The organism is Spiroplasma endosymbiont of Villa modesta (genome assembly GCF_964030925.1).
Taxonomy (GTDB): Bacteria; Bacillota_I; Bacilli_A; order Mycoplasmatales; family VBWQ01; genus Spiroplasma_E.
In genome coordinates this window covers 645,659-665,977 of sequence record NZ_OZ034992.1, presented here as the reverse complement: position 1 = coordinate 665,977, position 20,319 = coordinate 645,659, and the positions used below count along the sequence as shown (strand labels likewise).

General features: G+C 22.8%; 22 protein-coding genes. 14 read left to right on the top strand and 8 right to left on the bottom strand.

The genetic code is table 4. From position 1 onward, the window contains the following. From AAHM89_RS04230 to def, 4 genes are all read right to left on the bottom strand, one after another. Window positions 1-303: a hypothetical protein gene (locus tag AAHM89_RS04230; protein ID WP_342267046.1), complete on the bottom strand. Its 303-nt coding sequence runs from the start codon at window positions 301-303 to the stop codon at window positions 1-3. Between the two features lie 168 nt (window positions 304-471). After that, window positions 472-684, bottom strand: coding sequence for a hypothetical protein (locus AAHM89_RS04225; protein ID WP_342267045.1), 213 nt, complete (start codon window positions 682-684; stop codon window positions 472-474). 837 nt (window positions 685-1,521) lie between these two features. Continuing rightward, window positions 1,522-3,234, bottom strand: a complete 1,713-nt coding sequence (locus tag AAHM89_RS04220; protein WP_252319963.1) for a ribonuclease J — start codon at window positions 3,232-3,234, stop codon at window positions 1,522-1,524. Window positions 3,235-3,395: 161 nt separating this feature from the next. Then, complete coding sequence (def, locus tag AAHM89_RS04215; protein ID WP_342267044.1) at window positions 3,396-4,001, bottom strand: peptide deformylase; 606 nt, start codon at window positions 3,999-4,001, stop codon at window positions 3,396-3,398. 86 nt (window positions 4,002-4,087) lie between these two features. Between def and AAHM89_RS04210 the strand changes: the two genes are divergently transcribed. From AAHM89_RS04210 to thiI, 7 genes are all read left to right on the top strand, one after another. Next, window positions 4,088-4,645 carry an RsmD family RNA methyltransferase gene (locus AAHM89_RS04210; RefSeq protein ID WP_342267043.1) on the top strand — a complete coding sequence of 186 codons (558 nt, stop codon included), beginning with the start codon at window positions 4,088-4,090 and terminating at the stop codon, window positions 4,643-4,645. A 14-nt stretch (window positions 4,646-4,659) separates the two neighbouring features. Next, window positions 4,660-5,238, top strand: coding sequence for a guanylate kinase (gmk, locus tag AAHM89_RS04205; protein ID WP_342267042.1), 579 nt, complete (start codon window positions 4,660-4,662; stop codon window positions 5,236-5,238). Between the two features lie 189 nt (window positions 5,239-5,427). Beyond that, a complete protein-coding gene (locus tag AAHM89_RS04200) occupies window positions 5,428-5,958 on the top strand; it encodes a hypothetical protein (RefSeq protein WP_342267041.1) in 531 nt (176 codons plus the stop codon). 213 nt (window positions 5,959-6,171) lie between these two features. Next, entirely contained in the window at window positions 6,172-6,846 is a 675-nt protein-coding gene (locus tag AAHM89_RS04195; protein ID WP_252320291.1) for a diadenylate cyclase, read from the top strand. Window positions 6,847-6,848: 2 nt separating this feature from the next. Then, entirely contained in the window at window positions 6,849-7,622 is a 774-nt protein-coding gene (locus AAHM89_RS04190) for a type III pantothenate kinase (protein ID WP_342267040.1), read from the top strand. Between the two features lie 44 nt (window positions 7,623-7,666). Next, a complete protein-coding gene (locus AAHM89_RS04185; RefSeq protein ID WP_342267039.1) occupies window positions 7,667-9,361 on the top strand; it encodes a hypothetical protein in 1,695 nt (564 codons plus the stop codon). 23 nt (window positions 9,362-9,384) lie between these two features. Continuing rightward, window positions 9,385-10,557: a tRNA uracil 4-sulfurtransferase ThiI gene (gene thiI, locus AAHM89_RS04180; protein WP_342267038.1), complete on the top strand. Its 1,173-nt coding sequence runs from the start codon at window positions 9,385-9,387 to the stop codon at window positions 10,555-10,557. A gap of 105 nt (window positions 10,558-10,662) precedes the next feature. Here thiI and AAHM89_RS04175 read toward each other — a convergent pair whose 3' ends face one another. Further along, window positions 10,663-11,112, bottom strand: a complete 450-nt coding sequence (locus tag AAHM89_RS04175) for a hypothetical protein (protein WP_342267037.1) — start codon at window positions 11,110-11,112, stop codon at window positions 10,663-10,665. A gap of 104 nt (window positions 11,113-11,216) precedes the next feature. Between AAHM89_RS04175 and AAHM89_RS04170 the strand changes: the two genes are divergently transcribed. Next, window positions 11,217-12,194: an IS3 family transposase gene (locus tag AAHM89_RS04170; protein ID WP_342267036.1), complete on the top strand. Its 978-nt coding sequence runs from the start codon at window positions 11,217-11,219 to the stop codon at window positions 12,192-12,194. A 42-nt stretch (window positions 12,195-12,236) separates the two neighbouring features. Here AAHM89_RS04170 and AAHM89_RS04165 read toward each other — a convergent pair whose 3' ends face one another. After that, on the bottom strand, window positions 12,237-12,518 hold the full coding sequence (locus AAHM89_RS04165) for an ankyrin repeat domain-containing protein (protein WP_342267035.1): 282 nt from the start codon (window positions 12,516-12,518) through the stop codon (window positions 12,237-12,239). Between the two features lie 365 nt (window positions 12,519-12,883). Between AAHM89_RS04165 and AAHM89_RS04160 the strand changes: the two genes are divergently transcribed. Together AAHM89_RS04160 and AAHM89_RS04155 are read left to right on the top strand one after the other, a co-directional pair. Further along, complete coding sequence (locus tag AAHM89_RS04160; protein WP_342267034.1) at window positions 12,884-15,952, top strand: DNA polymerase III subunit alpha; 3,069 nt, start codon at window positions 12,884-12,886, stop codon at window positions 15,950-15,952. 472 nt (window positions 15,953-16,424) lie between these two features. Further along, window positions 16,425-16,814 carry a DDE-type integrase/transposase/recombinase gene (locus AAHM89_RS04155; RefSeq protein WP_342267033.1) on the top strand — a complete coding sequence of 130 codons (390 nt, stop codon included), beginning with the start codon at window positions 16,425-16,427 and terminating at the stop codon, window positions 16,812-16,814. Window positions 16,815-17,044: 230 nt separating this feature from the next. Here AAHM89_RS04155 and AAHM89_RS04150 read toward each other — a convergent pair whose 3' ends face one another. Beyond that, complete coding sequence (locus AAHM89_RS04150; RefSeq protein ID WP_342267032.1) at window positions 17,045-17,317, bottom strand: hypothetical protein; 273 nt, start codon at window positions 17,315-17,317, stop codon at window positions 17,045-17,047. A gap of 298 nt (window positions 17,318-17,615) precedes the next feature. Here AAHM89_RS04150 and AAHM89_RS04145 point away from each other — a divergent pair, with 298 nt between their 5' ends. Further along, window positions 17,616-18,608 (top strand): OTU domain-containing protein, encoded by a 993-nt coding sequence (locus tag AAHM89_RS04145; protein ID WP_342267031.1) that lies wholly within the window; start codon window positions 17,616-17,618, stop codon window positions 18,606-18,608. Between the two features lie 86 nt (window positions 18,609-18,694). Here the strand turns inward: AAHM89_RS04145 and AAHM89_RS04140 are convergent, their stop codons facing one another. Beyond that, entirely contained in the window at window positions 18,695-19,264 is a 570-nt protein-coding gene (locus AAHM89_RS04140; RefSeq protein ID WP_342267030.1) for a hypothetical protein, read from the bottom strand. A 96-nt stretch (window positions 19,265-19,360) separates the two neighbouring features. Between AAHM89_RS04140 and AAHM89_RS04135 the strand changes: the two genes are divergently transcribed. The 3 genes from AAHM89_RS04135 to AAHM89_RS04125 are packed head-to-tail and all read left to right on the top strand — an operon-like array spanning window position 19,361 to window position 20,214. Next, window positions 19,361-19,579: a hypothetical protein gene (locus AAHM89_RS04135; protein ID WP_342267029.1), complete on the top strand. Its 219-nt coding sequence runs from the start codon at window positions 19,361-19,363 to the stop codon at window positions 19,577-19,579. Further along, window positions 19,569-19,799 carry a hypothetical protein gene (locus tag AAHM89_RS04130; protein WP_342267028.1) on the top strand — a complete coding sequence of 77 codons (231 nt, stop codon included), beginning with the start codon at window positions 19,569-19,571 and terminating at the stop codon, window positions 19,797-19,799. Before AAHM89_RS04135 ends, AAHM89_RS04130 begins: the two co-directional genes overlap by 11 nt. A 7-nt stretch (window positions 19,800-19,806) precedes the next feature. After that, on the top strand, window positions 19,807-20,214 hold the full coding sequence (locus tag AAHM89_RS04125; protein WP_339045908.1) for a transposase family protein: 408 nt from the start codon (window positions 19,807-19,809) through the stop codon (window positions 20,212-20,214). Window positions 20,215-20,319 lie beyond the last annotated feature (105 nt).

The following is a 20,319-nucleotide window of genomic DNA, read 5'->3' as shown; positions in this document are numbered from 1 at the left end:
TTAATCAAATATTCCTTGTTCAATTTTAATTATTATATTTTTTAAACATATTTTTTTTCATATATAAAATTCTATTTGTTTAAAATGTTTAACATTAGATATTTCATTTGTAAGTCACGTTATTCGTTCATCTAAATCTTCTCTTAATTTTTCTTTATATTCATTAATAACTTCTTTTTTAAAATCTTCTCTTAATTTTTCTATATTATTTAAATGTTCTTCTGTTATTTCTTGATTACGTTTTTTATTATATTCATTAATAATTTCTTGGTCTTTATAAGAAAATAGTTTTTGTTTATTCATATTTATACCTCCTACTTAACCTAACATTTAAAATACAGTCATAACAAATTGCTTTATTATTTTTATCTCTTAAAAAATATTTTCTTGTTTTTATATCATCAGTATTAAAGAATAAATAATCTAATTTATGTTGTTTACATGTTCAACAAAAATACTTTTTTTGCATAATTAATCACTTCTACATCAATCACAAACATATCCAAATGGTTTTGTATAATCCAAATGTTCATCAATATCATAATCATCTTCAAATTTTCTAATATCATGTTGTTCTGCTTCTAATTCTGTTTTAAAGCGATAAAGCATTTGGATTTTGTCATCTTCATATAATTCATTACATTCAACACATCTTTTTCTTCTTTTTTTAATTTTTTTTATCAATCTTTCTTAGTGCTTCATAATCAAGAATTTCTATTGCCATAATAATCCTTTCCTAATATGTTCTGTTGCTTCTAGCATAAAGAACATATATTTTGGTTTTTTATATTATTAATACTATTAGTTTTATTTATTCCATCAATTCTGGGCTCAAAAATAAATTGTGAAATTTTAAAAAACATTGAGGCATTCGATTCAATATTTATTTAATTTATGTTTAATAAATTAATATTTTAATTGAACCGGCCCCGCTCAATTTTTTTTACAAGTTTGAAATTTATTTTCTCGCCCAAAAAATTTTTCAAAAAAAATAAAAAATAAAACCAACACTTGCTCACTTGGTAGTGGCAAGGTTGGTTAAATAAATAATAGAATTAATACAATAGGTCCCTACAACAGGTCTATATATACTAGTTTCCAATTCGCTCCCACCCCAAGAATTACCATTAATGGTTAGTATATTTTATTAGGTATCACTCCACTTTTTATTTATCCATGCAAGTCCACATGCTAGCTACTATTTTTAACAACTGTGTTGTAGTTCACTTTTTTAGTTCCCTAACACGTGTTGATAATAGTGTTAAAGAGATTTATTAAAAATTTTAAAATTTTACAATTACAAAAAAAGACAAGATTATTTCTTGTCTTTTTCCTTTGAGAATAATTTTTATTTTATCTTATAAAATCTATATTTTTTAAAATACGTCGAATATTAAATTTAAGGGTAAAAGAGAATTTAATTTGTCTATAATCATTTTGAAATGGTAATATTGGAAAGAATTTATTTTTATAGTAATTCATCTTCCTACTTTTTTGGGAACCTCCCAATAGTTTTTAAAACTATTTTTTATTTAATATAACAGGAATAATTAAAGGGTTTCTTCTTTTCTTTTTAAATATATAAGGTGCTAATGTTGATTTGATAGCATTTTTTATTGTAGCAAAAGTAGGTCTTTCGCTTTTTAATACTTCATTAATAGCTTTTGTTAGTAATGATATTGCTTCAGATACTAAAGGTGCTGCATCACGAACATAGAAAGAACCGCGAGAAATAAACGTTGGTGGTGCTAATAATTTATTATTTTGTGAATCAATAGAAACAACAATTGCAATTAAACCATCTTTAGAAAGAATTTGTCTATCACGGATTACTGCAGCAGTTGTTACTCCTGACATATCTTTACCACCATCAACATAAATAGGATCAGCAGCAATGCGTTTATCGCTTAAAGAACATTTACCATTATCCATAATAATTGGATCACCGTTAGCACAAATAAATATATTTTCTTCAGGGATTCCAATTGATACAGCTGTTTCTTTATGAACTTTTAACATTCGATAATCACCATGCATTGGCATAAAGTATGATGGTTTAATTAAATTTAACATTAATTTTTGTTCTTCTTGTGAAGCATGACCAGAAGTATGCAATCAATTTAATGGTGAATTTTCTTCAACAATCGCACTAAGTCGTGTTAGTTTATTAACTACTCTTTCAACGTCAGCACGGTTACCGGGAATTGCTGATGAAGAGAATATTACTGTATCACCGGGTATAATTTTTATTTGACGATGTTCGCGATTAGCAATTCTTGATAATGCTGCCATTGGTTCACCTTGGGAACCCGTACAAATAATAACAATTTGATTATTATCATATTTTTTAGCTTCTTCTGCTTTAATAAATGAACTATCACGAACTTTTAAATGTCCCATTTGACGAATAACATTAACTATTCTTTCTAAACTTCTTCCAACAACAATAACTTTTCTATTATGTTTTGTTGCAACTTCAATAATTTGTTGTAAACGGTGTACATTAGAAGCAAAAGTAGAAATTAAAATTCTGCCCTTCGCTTTAGCAAATATTTCACTAATTCTTTTAACAACAAGCATTTCTGTCATTGTATAACCGGGTACTTCAGCATTCGTTGAATCTGCTAAAAATAATGTTACTCCTTTTTGACCCATTTGTGCCATTTTATCAATATCTGCTTTATGACCTAAAGGTGTTCAATCGAATTTATAATCACCTGTTGTTACAACAGTTCCATTTGAATTTTCTACACAAATTCCATATGCATCAGGAATTGAATGATTAACAGCAAAAAAACTAATAATAAATCTGTTAGTTTTAATTTTACTATTACCATCAACAATATTTATTTTTATTTTTGATTTTATTCCTTTGTCCTTAATTTTATGACGAATTAAAGCTGCTGCTAAGTTAGGAGCATAAATAGCTGGAATATCACTAATTTCTTTTAATAAGTATGGTATACCACCAATATGATCTTCATGACCATGAGTAATAAATATTCCTTTAATTTTATGTTTATTTTCTTTTAGGTAACTATAATCAGGAATTACTGCTTCAATTCCTGGCATAGAAGCATCAGCAAATTTTACTCCAGCATCAATAATAATAATTTCATTATCTTGTTCAATTACATAAGTATTTTTTCCAACTTCTTCTAGCCCACCAAGCGCAAAGATTTTCGTGACGAACTTTTTAACTGGCATAGTATTTTTTGTGGGTGTATCACTCATATTTTTTCTCCTTCATTCATTTTAAAATTATAAGGAAATAACATAAAACATAACATAAAAAAAATGTAATGAATTTTATCATGTTTTTACTTATTACTTATTTGGTATATTATATTTAACTATAATAAAACAATTTAAAAACTTAAGTTTATCATTCTACTTTATATCATAATCCATTTATCATCATTAAGTCAAGGATTATCCTTATTAATGTGATGATAAAAGAGTTTTCCTTCTAAATGGTCTTGCTCATGTTGAAAAACAATTGCTTCATAACCTCTAACAGTTAAAGTTACTTTTTTCTTTTTTAAATAGTCATAACCTGTAACGTTGATTTTATAACTACGTGGAACTAAACCTTCATGAGGGTGATTAGTTACACTTAAACAACCTTCACCTTTTTTTAAATAAGCTATTTGTTCGCTTTTACCAATGATTTTTGGATTTATTAATGCATGTTCATAGTAAATAATCTTTTCATTTTTATCAGGAATTGGTAATAAAATATAATACATTTTTATATTTTCTCCAATTTGTGGTGCAGCAATACCAATAGCTTCGGTTAAAATGTTGTTAGCATTAAATTCTTTATCTTGTGATGCTTTTACTCAATCAATCATACGTTTCATAATATTTTCATCTTTAAGTGTTAAGGGTAAAATAACATCAGCACAAGGTTTTAATAAACTAGGTTTTGTATCTTCAGTAATTCAAGATGCTGATGGTACTTCGTTTTGTAATTTTTTTAACATTGCAGATCCTTTCATCAGTTTGTAATAAATAATAAATTAAACTAATTTGCTTTTATCAAATTTAATGATAAAGTTATTATAAACTAAATTTTGGAGAAAACATGAAAATTATTGCTGGAAAATTAAAAGGAAAAAAAATAATTACTTTAGATGGTTTATCAACACGGCCAACATTAAATCGAATTAAAGAAAATATTTTTAATATTATGTTAAATTATTGTAGTTTTGAAGATAAAATTGTTGTTGATTTATTTGCTGGAAGTGGTAATTTAATTCTTGAAAGTTTATCACGGGGGGCAAAATTTGCTTTTGCAAATGATATTAATAAAGCTGCTTGTAATATTATTAATCAAAATTGTTTTGCTTGTAATTTACAAGAACAAGTTAAATTAAGTAATTTGGATTATCAAATTTTTAGTAAAACACTAGTACAACAATGTGATATTGTTTTTATTGATCCACCGTTTGCAAATATTACTTGTCAACAGTGAATTATTAATTTCTTTTATAAAAATAATTTACTTGCTAATAATGCTTTAATTGTTTTAGAAACAAATGTACCACTTGAAAATTTACAATTAAATTTCCATTTTAAAGTAGTATCTAATAAAAAATACGGTAAAATATATATTAAAATAATTCAATTTTATGAAAAGTAGAAAGTAGAATGTAAATGGCACAAAAAAAAGGAAAATTAATTATTCTTTCTGGACCAAGTGGTGTTGGTAAGGGTGCAATTATTGCTAAATTATTTGCTGATAAATCATTAAATTTAGCATATTCAGTTTCGATGACAACAAGAAAACCACGTAATAAAGAACAAGATGGCATTAATTATTTTTTTGTTGATGTATCAACTTTTTTAAATCATGTTAAAGGTAATGATTTTTTAGAATATACAAATTTTATTGGTAATTACTATGGTACTAGTAAGAGTTATGTTTTAAATTTGCAAAATCAAGGTTATAACGTTATTTTGGAAATTGAGGTTGATGGTGCTAGTCAAGTTTTAAAAAATTATGAACATCGCAATGATATTATGAGTATTTTTATTATGCCTCCTTCTTATCAAGAATTAGAACAAAGAATTCGTATGCGTGCTAGTGAGTCAGAAGTAATTATTGAGAAAAGGTTAAATAAAGCAAAAGAAGAATTTAAAGTTCAACATGAATATGATTATATTGTTATTAACGATGACTTAGATATTGCTGTTAAAGAAATAACAGATATTATTAAAAATAATATTAATTAGTTTTTGATTTGATAGTTTAGAATTAAATATTAAAAACATTTAACGATGTTAATTTGTATAAAAATATAATAGTATAGAAAACTATAATACAATAATTTTATAAACTTAATATCAAGTTTATTTTAAATCCTATTACTTTAAAATTAAAGAAATAGATTTTTTTATTTAATTAGAAAAGGTGAATAAAATATGGACGCTAAATCAATTGCAATCTTGCTAAAAACACTAGTCGGGTTAGGAAAAGTAATATCTGGAGGAAAAGAATCAATCAAAACCAGTAAGAGAAAAAATAAAACAAAAGATAAGATAGAAAATCAAGTAAAAACATTAGAAACAAAAGTATTAACAGCATTAAAAGTATTACAAACATTACAAACATTAAAAGAAAAAGTATGAGAAGATGAAACATTAAAAGAATTAGTAGAATCTTTAAAAAAATTAGAAGAACAATTATCAAATGCATCAGAAAAATTAGAAAAATTAAAAACAGAACCAGCAACAGTAACAATCACAGATATATCAGTAGCATCAGTATGATTACAGGAAAAACTATCAAATTCACTAAAATTAATTGAAAAATTACAAACTAAATTATCTTCAAGAGAAAATAGTAAAGATAGTGATAATGATTTTTTAATAAAAGCAGAAGTAAATAAGAATTTATCAACATTATCCGTAGTAAATAAAAATTATGTTCATAACACTGTAGCAAATTTATAGTTAATAAAGATAATTAACAAATAATAATTTTATAAACTTATATAAGATAAAATCTAAAATTATCAAAAATATTAGTACTCCTTTTAAAAATAAATTTAAAAGGAGTATTTTGTAAATTATGATAAGTTGTTATACTAATAATATCAAAAATAATTTTTTTACTTTATAATTAAAGTAGTGGAATCAAAAAATAAAGGAATGGTGGTATTTAATATGAGTGTATTACCGTTAAATATTATTTCGACTGTAATTTCAGCAGATATTGGAACAGTTATTGCTGAAATAGCGGTTTTATTTGGAATAACCATTTCTTTATTAATGACAATTCTTATTTTAATAGTTATGAATACCTTTATTCGTGGTAAAAAAGTTTGATGAACAACAAGAAATAAATCTCATATGAAACTACTAGCAACTTCAGAAAAAAGAATGTTAGCAAGTGTTTTAGCAGAAGCAGTGATTAAATTAGCAGAAGAAAAAATTGGAGCACTAATTACTATTGAAAGGAATGTTTCATTAAATGAATATACTGATTTGGGAGTAAAAATTGATGGTGAAGTAACTTCACAACTATTACAATCTATTTTTATTAAAGGTTCACCATTGCATGATGGTGCAGTTATTATTCGTTTAGGTCGTATTGAATGTGCCTCTACTTATTTTCCACTAACTAATAAAAAAATATCTAGTCAATTTGGTTCACGTCATCGTGCTGCTATTGGAATATCAGAGCAAACCGATGCAGTATCAGTTATTGTTAGTGAAACTAATGGTTCTGTTTCAATAGCTCGTAGTGGTAAGTTTTTACAAGTTGAAAACTTAAATAATCTTGTTCGTACACTATATGATGAATTAGCTTCAACTAAAGAAATGGTTCAACAAGTATAATAATGAAAAGTTTGTTATTAGTAGATATTGGTAATACATTAATTAAGATTGCTATGATTAATGATAGTGAAATTATTGAACAATGAGCAGTAATAGAAACCAAAAGTAAAACTGCAATTGTTCAATTGAAAAAAGCATTTAAATTAAATAAAAAATTACATTTTGAAGAAGTTGTTATTAGTTGTGTTGTTCCAAATTTTTTAATAATAATAGAAAAATTAATTGTTTTTACATACAATTTAAAACCATTAATTGTTGATTTTAAATTACTAAGTTCTTTACCTTTAAAACTTAATTTAGAAAATCGTCAATTAGGTAGTGATTTGATAGCATTATCATATGCTGCTTATACTAAGTATCACAATGCGATAGTTGTTAGTTTGGGAACTGCTACTACCTATAGTGTTGTTGTTAATGATGTTTTGGTTGGTGTTATTATTGGACCTGGATTTAGTACAAGTAAAGATGCATTGATTGATAATGCTGCTTTACTTGTTGATTTTGAAATGCAACATTATCAATCAATGTTAGGTAAAAATACTAATCATGCTTTATCAATTGGTTATGGTTATGGTTTTAGTGCAATGATTAATAGTATAGTTGCTAGAATTCAAAATGAAACAAATATTAGTTTACCTGTAATTTTAACAGGAGGTAGTGTACCAATTTTAAAATCTTATTTTGATTTTTCTTATATTTATGAACCACAAATGTTATTTTTAGGTTTAGTTGATATTATTAAATATTTTAGAAGTAATAATAAAATAAAAGATTAATATCTTTTAATATATTTAAAATATAAGGAAAGGAGAATAAAACTATGTTGATGTTAATAAAAATTTATAAATTAACTAGTGCACAAATTATTATAATAACTATTATTAGTTTATTAATTTTTACTATTATCGTTTTAACAAGTTTATTAGTAATTTTTAGTTCATATAAAAATAAACAATTTATGGTTTATAAAAATTTGCAATATATTCAAAATATTAATATTAAAGAAAGATTAAATCGTATTAATCAAATGGTACAAGCAAATGAACAATATAGTTCTATTTTAGGGATTTGAATTAGTCGTTATAATCTTTTTTTAAAAAAAGATTTAAATAAGGTTTTTAAAAAATATATTCAAATTTTAAAATTACAAAATAATAAAGAATTATGAAAAAGATATAAATTAATGTATAGAATGCATAATAAAAGTAATAATTTAAAAAATCAATTGCAGTTATTAACAATTGAAATAGATTATTTTATTAGTATTGATCAATTATTACGAGAATATCAATTATTTTTTAAACAAAATTTTAATTATTTACAAGATCAAATGATCAAGATTAATTTACAAAATGATCTTAATCGAGAACAATTAGATGAAGTTATTAAAATAATTAATGATATGTTTAAAGAATTAGAAACAAATATTAATGCTATTAATGTTAGTCAAATTATTACTATTTTAAGTGAGATTGCGATTGCTGTTGTAACATTGGCAGAAATTTTAGATAATTTACCAACACTTCGTTATATTATAACATATGAAATTAAACAAAAAATGGCGAACTTAAAAAATAAATATCAAATGATAAAAATAAATAATACTTTACTTTTACAATACGAACAATTAGTAGCAAACGTTGATGAAAAGTTAAGTTTTATTAATAAACAAATTAATAATTTACAATACAAAAAAGCTAAGGTTAACACTCAAGAAATATTAAAATTAATTGCCACTTTTAGTAATAAAATTGATAAAGAACAAATATTTTATAATATTTTTAAACAAAATTATGAAAAATTTTTAGTTATGAGTTTTAATTTTAATGAAATATTTGAAACTATTAAAAATGAAATTGCTCTTTCAAATAAAATTAATTCTAAAATGATAGAAAATAGCAAAATAACTAACTTAGAAACTATTATTAATAAACAACTTGCTACTGTTAATCATTTTGATAATTTATTAATCATAGAACATCAAAAATCAATAAAAAATACTAGTTATGAAACATTAGTGATGTTATTAGCGGCGTTATTTGAAAATAGTATTGTTGTTTTTAATAGTTTAAAAGAGTATAATAAATTGTTGAATGAACAAAATAAAGCAAAAATTAAATTTAAAACTTATGTTGATAAAATCAATTCAATGATGTTACAAATTGATAATATTTTAAATAATATTAATTTTTATTATTTAAATGAAATTTATAAAGAAAAGTTTAGTGATTTACAATATTTAATAAATGATACTATTTTAAATTTTAAAAATGGAAATTATGATAATTCTTCTTTTAGTAAATTTAATGATTTACAAAATAAAATTTTTCATCTTTATACTGAATTAAAAATGGAAATTACTATTCATAAATTATCACATTTAACTCTTGTTTATGCTAATCGTCATCGTTCAATTAATCAGCAACTTAATAGTAAATTTAATGAAATTGAAAATAATATCACTAATAATCATAATCAAAAAGCATTAACATTATTATTGGAATTAATGGAATAAATTTTAAAAAAGAGGAAAATTAAATGGTACCAATTATTATTATTCGTTATGGTGAATTAACAACTAAAAGTAAAAATCGGATTGATTTTATTAAACAATTAAAAATAAATATTAAGTATGCTCTTAGTGATTATAAACAAATAAATATTATTCATTTTCATGATCGGATGGAATTAACTAATTTATCTCTTGACGTAATGAATGATGTTATTAATATTTTGGTGAAAATATTTGGTATTAGTTCATTATCACCTACTTTTAGAATTGCTAAAAATATGGAAATATTATCAGAAAAAGTAATATCATTAATTTTAAGTCAAAATCTAACAAATTTTAAAACATTTAAACTTTTTGTTAGTCGTAGTGATAAGAGTTTTTCATTAAATTCAGAACAAATAGTTAAAATTATAGCTTCTATAATTTTAAAAAAAACAGATTTAAAAGTTAATGTTACTAATCCTGATTTAAAAATAAATATCAAAGTTAATAAGGATGATATTTATTTATTTGCAAATAAAATTATTGGTGCTGGTGGATTTCCAGTAGGTAGTTCAGGGAAAGTGTTATTATTATTGAGCGGTGGTATTGATTCCCCTGTAGCAGCATATAAATTAATGAAACGAGGATTACAAGTTCAATATTTACATTTTGCTACTCCACCTTTTACTTTACCAACAGCATTAAAAAAAGTAGAAACTTTAGTTCAAATTTTAGCACCTTATAATGCTGGCAGTAAAAATTTATATATTTGCAATTTTACTAACTTGCAAAATGAATTAAGTCATATTAAGAAAGAAAGTTATCGTATTACTTTAATGCGTAGAATGTTTATTAGAATTGCTAGTTTATTTGCAGAAAAATATAAAATTCAAGCATTAGCAACTGGTGAAGCGATTGGTCAGGTTGCTTCACAAACATTAGCAAGTATTAATGCTATTAATATTGTTAGCAATTTACCAATTTTGCGTAGTTTAATTGCCGAAGATAAAGTTGATATTATTAATCTTGCTAACAAAATTGGTACTTATGAAACATCAATTTTACCATTCGCTGATTGTTGTTCATTATTTGTTCCCAAAAACCCTGTTACACAACCAAAGATTAAAGAATGTGAACTTTTAGAAAATGATTTAAAGCAAATAATTGATTGAGAACAAATTTTAATAAATAGTTTTAAAGATATTGAAAAAATATAAATAAATTTATTAATAATTTAATAGTTTTAATAAATTGCAGTTTATTTACTTTAAATATAAAAAAAGAGTGAAGTTTCACTCTTTTTGTTATTTTTTAATAGTAAACTATAAAATATTACAATAAGTATTTTGATTATTTGTTGAAGTTTGATTTTGTAAATCAATTGCATTTATTTCATTTACTAATAATTTTGTTTTTTCAATTCTTTTATTGATTTCATTTATTTTTTTCTTATTAATTTCTAATTGAGCAAGTTTTAAATTTATTTGTAATTTTTGATATGGATTTGGTTCTCTAAAGTCAATATTGGTTGTTATTTTTTGTACTTCATTTGCTAATTCTTGAAGAGATTTAACTTCAAAATTATTTTTATTGATTGTAACATTAAGAATAGTAGGTAATCCAAATTTATATCGTTGCTTTATTTCTTGTTCATAAATTTCATAGGCTAATCTTTCAACTATTTTTGGGTGTTTGTTTTTAGCAGCTATTGTTAAAGCTGTATCACCATTTTCAATGGTATCTAGTAAAAGATTAGCATAGTTATAAGCCACTTAGCCCTTTTTACTAGACCATTAATTTAAAAAACCTGAATGTATTCTAAAAACAATTGTGTTATATAATTAACACTAATTTTAACCTGAAAGGATTTTTATTAATGGATAAAATTAAACAAATAGCATTAGTAATTAACAAATTAAATATCAAAGAAAAAATTAAAATTATTGATGATTGTAAAAATCAATATTCAATTAGAAACCTATGTCAATATCTTCAATTAAACAGATCAACATATTACTTTTTAAAAAATAAACAAAAACCTATTAAAAAAGAAGAAAATCATATTATTAAATGCAATCATAAATATCAAAAAATATGCCAACTTTTAATCGAATTTCATTCTACAAGAAAAGGCAGAATTTATGGATATTTAAGAATTTTTTCAGCTTTTAAAGAGTGATTAAAACAAGAAAAAAATATCATTTTAAATATAGAATTATCAATAAAACAAATGCGAAAAATTATGAAAGAACACAATATTCAAGGATTAAAACAAACTAAAAATAACTATCCTAAAAACAAAAAAAATCCAAATAAGTGAATACCTACAATGGATAAAGTAAACAAAGATTATAAAAGTACAACCTCTTCAAATCAAATTTGATCAATGGACACTAAACAAATAAATACTAAAGAAGGATGATTATATCTTTTTGTAATTATTGATTTTTATTCAAATAATGTTGTTAGTTATAATATTGCTCCTAATAAATCATATCAGGATTTAATTCTTCCTGCTCTTGAAAAAATCAACAAACAATTTTCTTGAAATCAAGTAAAAAATGTTATTTTACATTCAGATAACGCCAACGAATTTTATTGTCAGGATATCACAAAATGAGCAGAGGATAAACAAATAATTTTAAGCAAAAAACAACCTTATGATATTGGTGGTAATGTATTATCTGAAAACTGATTTTCTCATTTATCTCAAGAATGACTACCTAAAGAATCAAATCAATATTTATCCATCAATGAAGCTATAAATGATGTAAATCAATATGTTATGTTTTATAATTATGAAAGAATACATTCTAAATTTCTAAAACCACCAATTTTACAAATTAAAATTTAGAATTTTATATCAAAAATGGTCCAGTAATTAAGGGCCAACCACCTAATAACCATTTGTTTTTAAATATTTGGATATAATTATTTGTCCATTAATATTATTTAATATTCAAGGATCAGGTCTATTTTTAACTACATGATAAATATCAACACCATTATCTATTAAGATGTTAACTACATCTAAATGACCATTTTGCGCTGCTCATATTAAAGCGGTTATATCATCGCATATATAATTAACATTGCCACCATTTTTAATTATTTTTTTAATTACTTGTAGATCACCGATTTTAGCAGCTTTTATTAAATTAATATTTTGAATATCCATTTTTTTCTCCTTATTTGATTAAAAATAACAAACTCACTTACTTTAAAATGAAGTAATAAGTTGAAAACTTGTATTAAGTTTATGCAGATTTTAACATATTATTGGTTTTAATATGTAAAAAAATATATTATAATTTTTCCCAAATTATTTATTATTAATTATTGAAAAAATAATGTTTATTTTTTCTTTTTTAATATAAATTTTAGAAATAAAATTTATTTTTTTATTTTATTTCTAAAAAAGTTGATTTTAAGTGTTTTAAATAGTTTTGTATTAAAAACAATAACTTAAGAATAACCTAGCAAGATAAAATGATGTTAAAATTAACTTGTAATATAAGTCATTCAAGAATTGTAGGGGATAGTATGAAATATATAGTTAATTTAAATGTTCGTTCTAATTATTCATTTCTTTCATCAACTATTAAAATAAGTGATTATATTGAATTTGCTAAAAAAAATAATTTAAAAGTTCTATCTTTAGTAGATAAAAATATAATGTATGGTGCTTATGAATTTTGTAATTTATGTATAGAGAATGATATTAAACCATTAATTGGTTTAAATTGCGTTTGAGAAAGTGCTACTGATAAAGTTGAATTAACTATTATGGCAACTTCATATGCTGGTTATCAAAGATTAATAGAGCTTTCTACTATTATTAGTACTAATAATAATATTGTTACTACTAATGATGTAAAAAAATATCTTAATCAAACACGTGAAGTTTTAGTTATTATTCATGCTAATAATAAAAATATTAGATATATTAAAAATAATTATGATATTTTAAATTCAACAGGTCATGAATTAGTTTATTTTGGTTTAGTACCTAGTGATATGGATAATATTACTTTATTAAAATCGATTACATCTAATATTATTCCAATTGATTTGGTTTTATATTTAGATGAAAAACAACATCGTACTTATCAAATTTTACAAGCTATTAAAGAACAAAAAACATTAAAATCAGAAGATTTATCAAAAAGTAATGAGTTTTTATATAAAACTAAACAAGATTTAATGCAACATTATCCAAATGAAATTATTGAAAATATTGAAAAGGTTATTTGATTATGTAATTTAAAATTTCCTAAAAATAAGCCAAATAGTGCAGAATTAAGTTTACCAAAATTTACTTGTCCTAATAATCTTACTAGTAATTTATATTTGCAAGAATTATGTAAGCAGGGATTAGAAGCGCATTTTCAAAGTCGTGAAATTCCTGAAACATACGTTAAAAGAGTTTTATATGAATTACAAGTAATTAATGAAATGGGTTTTGCTGATTATTTTTTAATTGTTAATGATTATGTTAAATTTGCAAAAAGCAAGAATATAATGGTTGGACCAGGTAGAGGAAGTGTTGCTGGTAGTTTAGTAGCATATGTTTTAGGAATTACTGGTGTTGATCCTATTGCTTATAATTTAATTTTTGAAAGATTTTTAAATCCAGAACGAATATCATTACCAGACATTGATATCGATTTTGAAGATACAAGAAGAGATGAAGTTATTAATTATATTCATCAAAAATATGGCAAAGAACATGTTGCATATATTGTTATTTTTCAAACAATTGCTAGTAAAATGGCAATTCGTGATTTGGGAAGAGTTTTTCAAGTTAATATTGAAGATATTAATGAAATGACAAAATTAATACCAATTCAATATAATTTTGAAATAGATATGGCTATTAAACAATCACCAAAATTAGCATGATATGCAAATAAGTATCCTTTATTGTTTACTTTAACCAAAGAAATTCTTGGTTTTCCACGACAAACTAGTACTCATGCAGCAGGAATCGTTATTACAAGAGCACCGTTAGTTACTGCTATTCCATTACAATTAGGATTTCAAGGTATTTATCAAACACAATTTCCAATGCAAACCCTAGAAGCTCTTGGTTTGATAAAAATGGATATTTTAGGATTACGTAATTTAACTATTTTGCAAAATATTTTACAACAAGTAAGCAAACATTATTTTTTAAATTTAAAATTATCTCAAATTCCTTTAAATGATGAAAAAAGTTTTAACATTATTAAAAATGGTGATACAACCGGTATTTTTCAATTGGAATCTTCAGGAATGCGTCAAATTTTAATTAAAATGAAAGTTGATAACTTAGAAGATATTATTGCTAGTTCTTCTTTATTTCGTCCTGGACCACAAGAGTACATTCAAGATTATATTAATCGTAAATTAGGAAAACAAAAAGTTACGTATATTCATGAAGATTTAAAACCTTATTTAGCATCAACTTATGGCATTATTATTTATCAAGAACAAATATTATTAATTTTACAGAAAGTTGCTGGTTATTCATTAGGAAAAGCTGATTTAATTCGTCGTGCAATTAGTAAAAAAGATACTACAGTTATGAAAGAACAAGCAAACTCATTTATTAAAAGTGCTGTTAATAGAGGTTATTCACCAAGAGTTGTTAAGAAAATATGAGAAGATATTGAAAAATTTGCTGGTTATGGATTTAATCGATCTCATGCTGTCGCTTATTCATTAATTAGTTATTATTTAGTTTATTTAAAAGCAAATTATCCATTGGCATTTATGGTGTCGTTATTAAGTAGCGTTATTGGTAATGATCAAAAAATGTTACAATATTTGAATGAATGTCAAAAATATCAAATTAAAGTTTTACCACCATCAATTCAATTTTCTGACATTGATTTTTTAATTGATGGTGCTAAAAAAGCTATTCGTTATAGTTTACAAGCAATTAAGCAAATGAGTCAAGGTAGTTGTAGTAATCTTATTAAAGAACGTACTAATAATGGATTTTTTCAAGATTTTTTTAACTTTTGTGCTCGAGCAATATTTATTGGTTTGAATCGTAAAAACATTGAACATTTAATTGCTGCTGGTGCTTTAGATGATATTCAATCAAATCGAACAATGTTATTATTAAACTTGGATGCTGCATTAGAATATGCCAATATGGTGCAGGTAAAAGATGAAACTAGTGGCGAATTATCATTAAATTTTAATTTAATTGCTAAACCAATTATGTTACAAAGAGAAGATGATTGAAATAATAATAGTATTAATGAACATCGTGCATTAGGACTTTATTTAAAATATAATCCTAAATTACTATGAAAAGAGCAATTAGATCCTCATAATAAAGCTATTGATTTAGCATATATTAATAATTATGTTGATCAACATGTTAGAGTATATGGAGTTATCAATAATATTAGAGTAATTAAAACTAAAAATAAAAAATTAATGGCTTTTTTTGAAATGCAAAATGATAGTAATGTTATTGAAGTAACGGTTTTTGAAAAGTTATATCAAATATACCAAGAATATTTACAAGTTAATAAAGTAATTTTAATGGAAGGAAAGGTAGAAATTTATAATGATAATATTCAGTTAATTTTATCAAGAGTAATTAAAAATTTATAGTAAGCATATAATTTTATCTATGCTTACTATATTAAATAATAAATATAATCAATAGTCTTTAAATTTCTTAGTTTAACTTATAATAAATAAAAAATTAATGAACATAGTAATTATTAATAATTTCACAATTTTCAATAGCATCTCAAAAGTTATTATCTACTTTTTTTATTTTTAAATTAAAATTATTGATGATTGTAAAAATCAATATTCAATTAGAAACCTATGTCAATATCTTCAATTAAACAGATCAACATATTACTTTTTAAAAAATAAACAAAAACCTATTAAAAAAGAAGAAAATCATATTATTAAATGCAATCATAAATATCAAAAAATATGCCAACTTTTAATCGAATTTCATTCTACAAGAAAAGGCAGAATTTATGGATATTTAAGAATTTTTTCAGCTTTTAAAGAGTGATTAAAACAAGAAAAAAATATCATTTTAAATATAGAATTATCAATAAAACAAATGCGAAAAATTATGAAAGAACACAATATTCAAGGATTAAAACAAACTAAAAATAACTATCCTAAAAACAAAAAAAATCCAAATAAGTGAATACCTACAATGGATAAAGTAAACAAAGATTATAAAAGTACAACCTCTTCAAATCAAATTTGATCAATGGACACTAAACAAATAAATACTAAAGAAGGATGATTATATCTTTTTGTAATTATTGATTTTTATTCAAATAATGTTGTTAGTTATAATATTGCTCCTAATAAATCATATCAGGATTTAATTCTTCCTGCTCTTGAAAAAATCAACAAACAATTTTCTTGAAATCAAGTAAAAAATGTTATTTTACATTCAGATAACGCCAACGAATTTTATTGTCAGGATATCACAAAATAAGCAGAGGATAAACAAATAATTTTAAGCAAAAAACAACCTTATGATATTGGTGGTAATGTATTATCTGAAAACTGATTTTCTCATTTATCTCAAGAATGACTACCTAAAGGATCAAATCAATATTTATCCATCAATGAAGCTATAAATGATGTAAATCAATATGTTATGTTTTATAATTATGAAAGAATACATTCTAAATTTCTAAAACCACCAATTTTACAAATTAAAATTTAGAATTTTATATCAAAAATGGTCCAGTAATTAAGGGCCAACCACCTAGTTAACATATAAATTAAACCATGTTCTTTTATTAAATTAAAACCATTTTCTTTTGTTATTATTTCTTGTTTTCGATAATGATTATAAAAAGAAGGAATATATTTTATATCATTTTTTATGTTAAAAAAATCTATTAGGGTTAAAGATGTAAATATAACCAAAATAGTTAAAATCAATAGTGATAGTGTTATTAAATTTATTTTTTTAAGTTTCTGAATTTTCATTTCTAAAAATCTCCTTATATTTTATTTATAGGTTAATTTTATTTTGTTAGGAAAGTATTATAATATATTTTTTATTAAATAAAATTAAATTATGAAATATTTATATATAATATTTTAATAATGATTTGCTATTATTTTTTTTGTTTTTTTGTTATATTATAAGTAGTAATATTTATTACCAATTTACGATGAATTGCAAAGCAACGAAGATTAAAACCCCAATATATTTATTCAAAATTTCAGTTTATTATTTTATTTTTAAAGTAACTGTTTTTCTTTTAAAGGAGCACACATCACCATGGCAATTAAAGATGTACAAAGAGATGGTAATTGTTTATTATGAGCAGTAATCGTTTCATATTTAGAACAAGTTAAAACTAATAAAAACCAATTTAAGACAAGATATAAATCGCTTTTTGGTATAGAATTCGGTTGAGAACGAATTTTTAATTTTGCTGATTTTAATTTTGCTGATAAAGAAAATGAAAAATTAGTTAAAGTCTTTCGTAATCGTATTTGTGATTATATTGAAACAAATTTAGATACAAAACGTCCAAATAATAAAGCTAATTTTAGATCAATGTTATTAGATAGTGAAATTAATAAAAAAAATAAAGAATTATATCCTAACAATAGTGAAGATACACAAATAAGAAAAACTTTAGAACAAATGAGAAAAAATGGTGAAATAACAGGTTCTGTTGAAATTGAAGCAATTTGTAATATTTTAAATTGTGATATTATTAGAATTAATGAAGATTTTGATATTGCAAATAGGGAAAGATTTGAACCAGATAATGTAATTGCTAATAATGATAATAATGAAGTGAAGTTATACTATCAAGCTCGACATTATCAATATTTTTCAAATGTTACTAATCAAACACCAACAAAAAGGAATGAGGAAGAAACTACAAAAGTAGTAACACCTTCATTTGAAGTTAATTCAAGTAATAATAGTTTTCAAGAAAGTATTTCATTTCCAAGAGAAGAAAGTGCTGATTTTTTAATTAATGCTAGATTGAAACTTAAAAATCAGTTATCTGATAAAGAAATTAATGAAGAAACACAAAATGCTATAATTGATATTTTTATTGAAGATATAATTAAAGTACCAGCACATCAAAAAAATGAAATATTAGAAAAATCTATTTTTGAATTAAATAATCAAGAACAATTATTTACAAATCCTAATCTTGTTTTTGAATCATTTATTAAACCAATAATTAATGGTTCAAAAACAGGAGATCAACAATTATTAAAAGAAAGTACTAATACAAATACTAATTAATTAGTACTATCACTTTTGTATTTATTCATTTGTTATATTAATAAAAAATAACCAAATATTTGGTTATTTTTAGTATATTTTTAAATTTATTTTACTTGGTATTTAATAGTTGTTGTTATGTAGTAATTAGAACCTGATATTGATTTGCTATCTTCAGTTTTATACATATCCATTTGAAGATTATCAAATTTTAATGTTTTATTTTCATTATCAATTAACATTTTTTCATTTGTAAAATAAATGTTAATACGTTGTTCTACTAAACCTAGTTTATAGTGTGATGTTCTAATACTTCTTATATAATTTTCTAATTTATCAAAAATTAATTTTTTATTTGAATCTGTCGGTTCTTGATCTGTAACTCAAGGTTCTATTTTAAATTTTGCTTCCTTAGTTTTTTGAAGAAATGCAAAATATTCCTTGTATGCTTCAACATATTCCTTACCATATCTTTCTTTATCATTAGCAACTTTATTTTTTTTAATAATTTTTTCTAATCTTTCTTCTTCAGTATCAACTTTTGTAATTATAATATTTACTTTTCCAGTATATTTACTGTTAGCTTTAGCATGTAGTTCTGCTGAACCATTTTTAATTTCTGATGCAGTAATAAAGTTTTTAATTTCAACATGTTCAGATGTTATTTCTTCAGACATATTCCGTAATTAAATTTTTTAAAAGTCAATTAATAATTTTAAAATTTATTTTATAATTTTGTTATTAACAATAAATTTAGAAAAGTGTTGATAAAAATGATTTTTGAAAATTTAAAAAAATTAAAAAATGAAGAATTTTACAGATATTTTGGTATAAAACATTTTCATTTTAATGAAATGTTAGAAAAATTAATTGAAATAGAAAAATTAGAAAAAAATAAAGGTCGAAAAAATAAACTTTCAGTAGAAGAAAGATTAATGATGACTTTATTATACTGAAAAGAATATTATACTTTTTTTTCAAATGAGTATTAAATCTAAAATGAGCCCATCAAGTTGTTTTCAAAATATTACTTGAGTAGAAAATAAACTTAGTAACCACAAAGATTACCAATTTTTAAAAGAAAGATATAAATTAAAAATTGATAAAAAACAAGAAAATTCAAATGAATTTCAATTTTATTTAATTGATTCAACTGAGATTGAAATTGAAAGACCAACTAAAAAAACTACAGTTAGAATATTTTTCTGGTAAAAGTTGAATGTATTCTATAAAATTTCAAATTGTATATGATTTTTTTAATAAAAAAATTGTTGATATTTTTGCTGATAATGGTAAAGTGCATGATTTTCAAATATTAAAAAATTCAAATCTTGAATTTTCAGAAAAAACAATAATTATTGGTGATTTAGGATATCAAGGTATACAAAATATTTATAAAAATACAATAATACCAATTAAAAGAACTAAAAATAAAAAATTAACTAAACAAGAAAGAAAATACAATAAGATTGTATCTAAAATTAGAATTAAAGTTGAACATGTCTTTGCTTGATTGAAAAGATTCAAAATTTTAGTAAATAAATGTAGAAAATCTAAATTTAGACTTATGTACTTAAGATTTAACTTACTTTGTGAAATTTTTAATAAAATAAAACCATTAAAATAAAAAAAATATTAAAAATATTAAAAATATTTTTTTAAAATTTAAATTTTTATCGAGTTAATATAAAAATATTATTAACAATTTTTTGTTTAAAATGTAAACTCATTT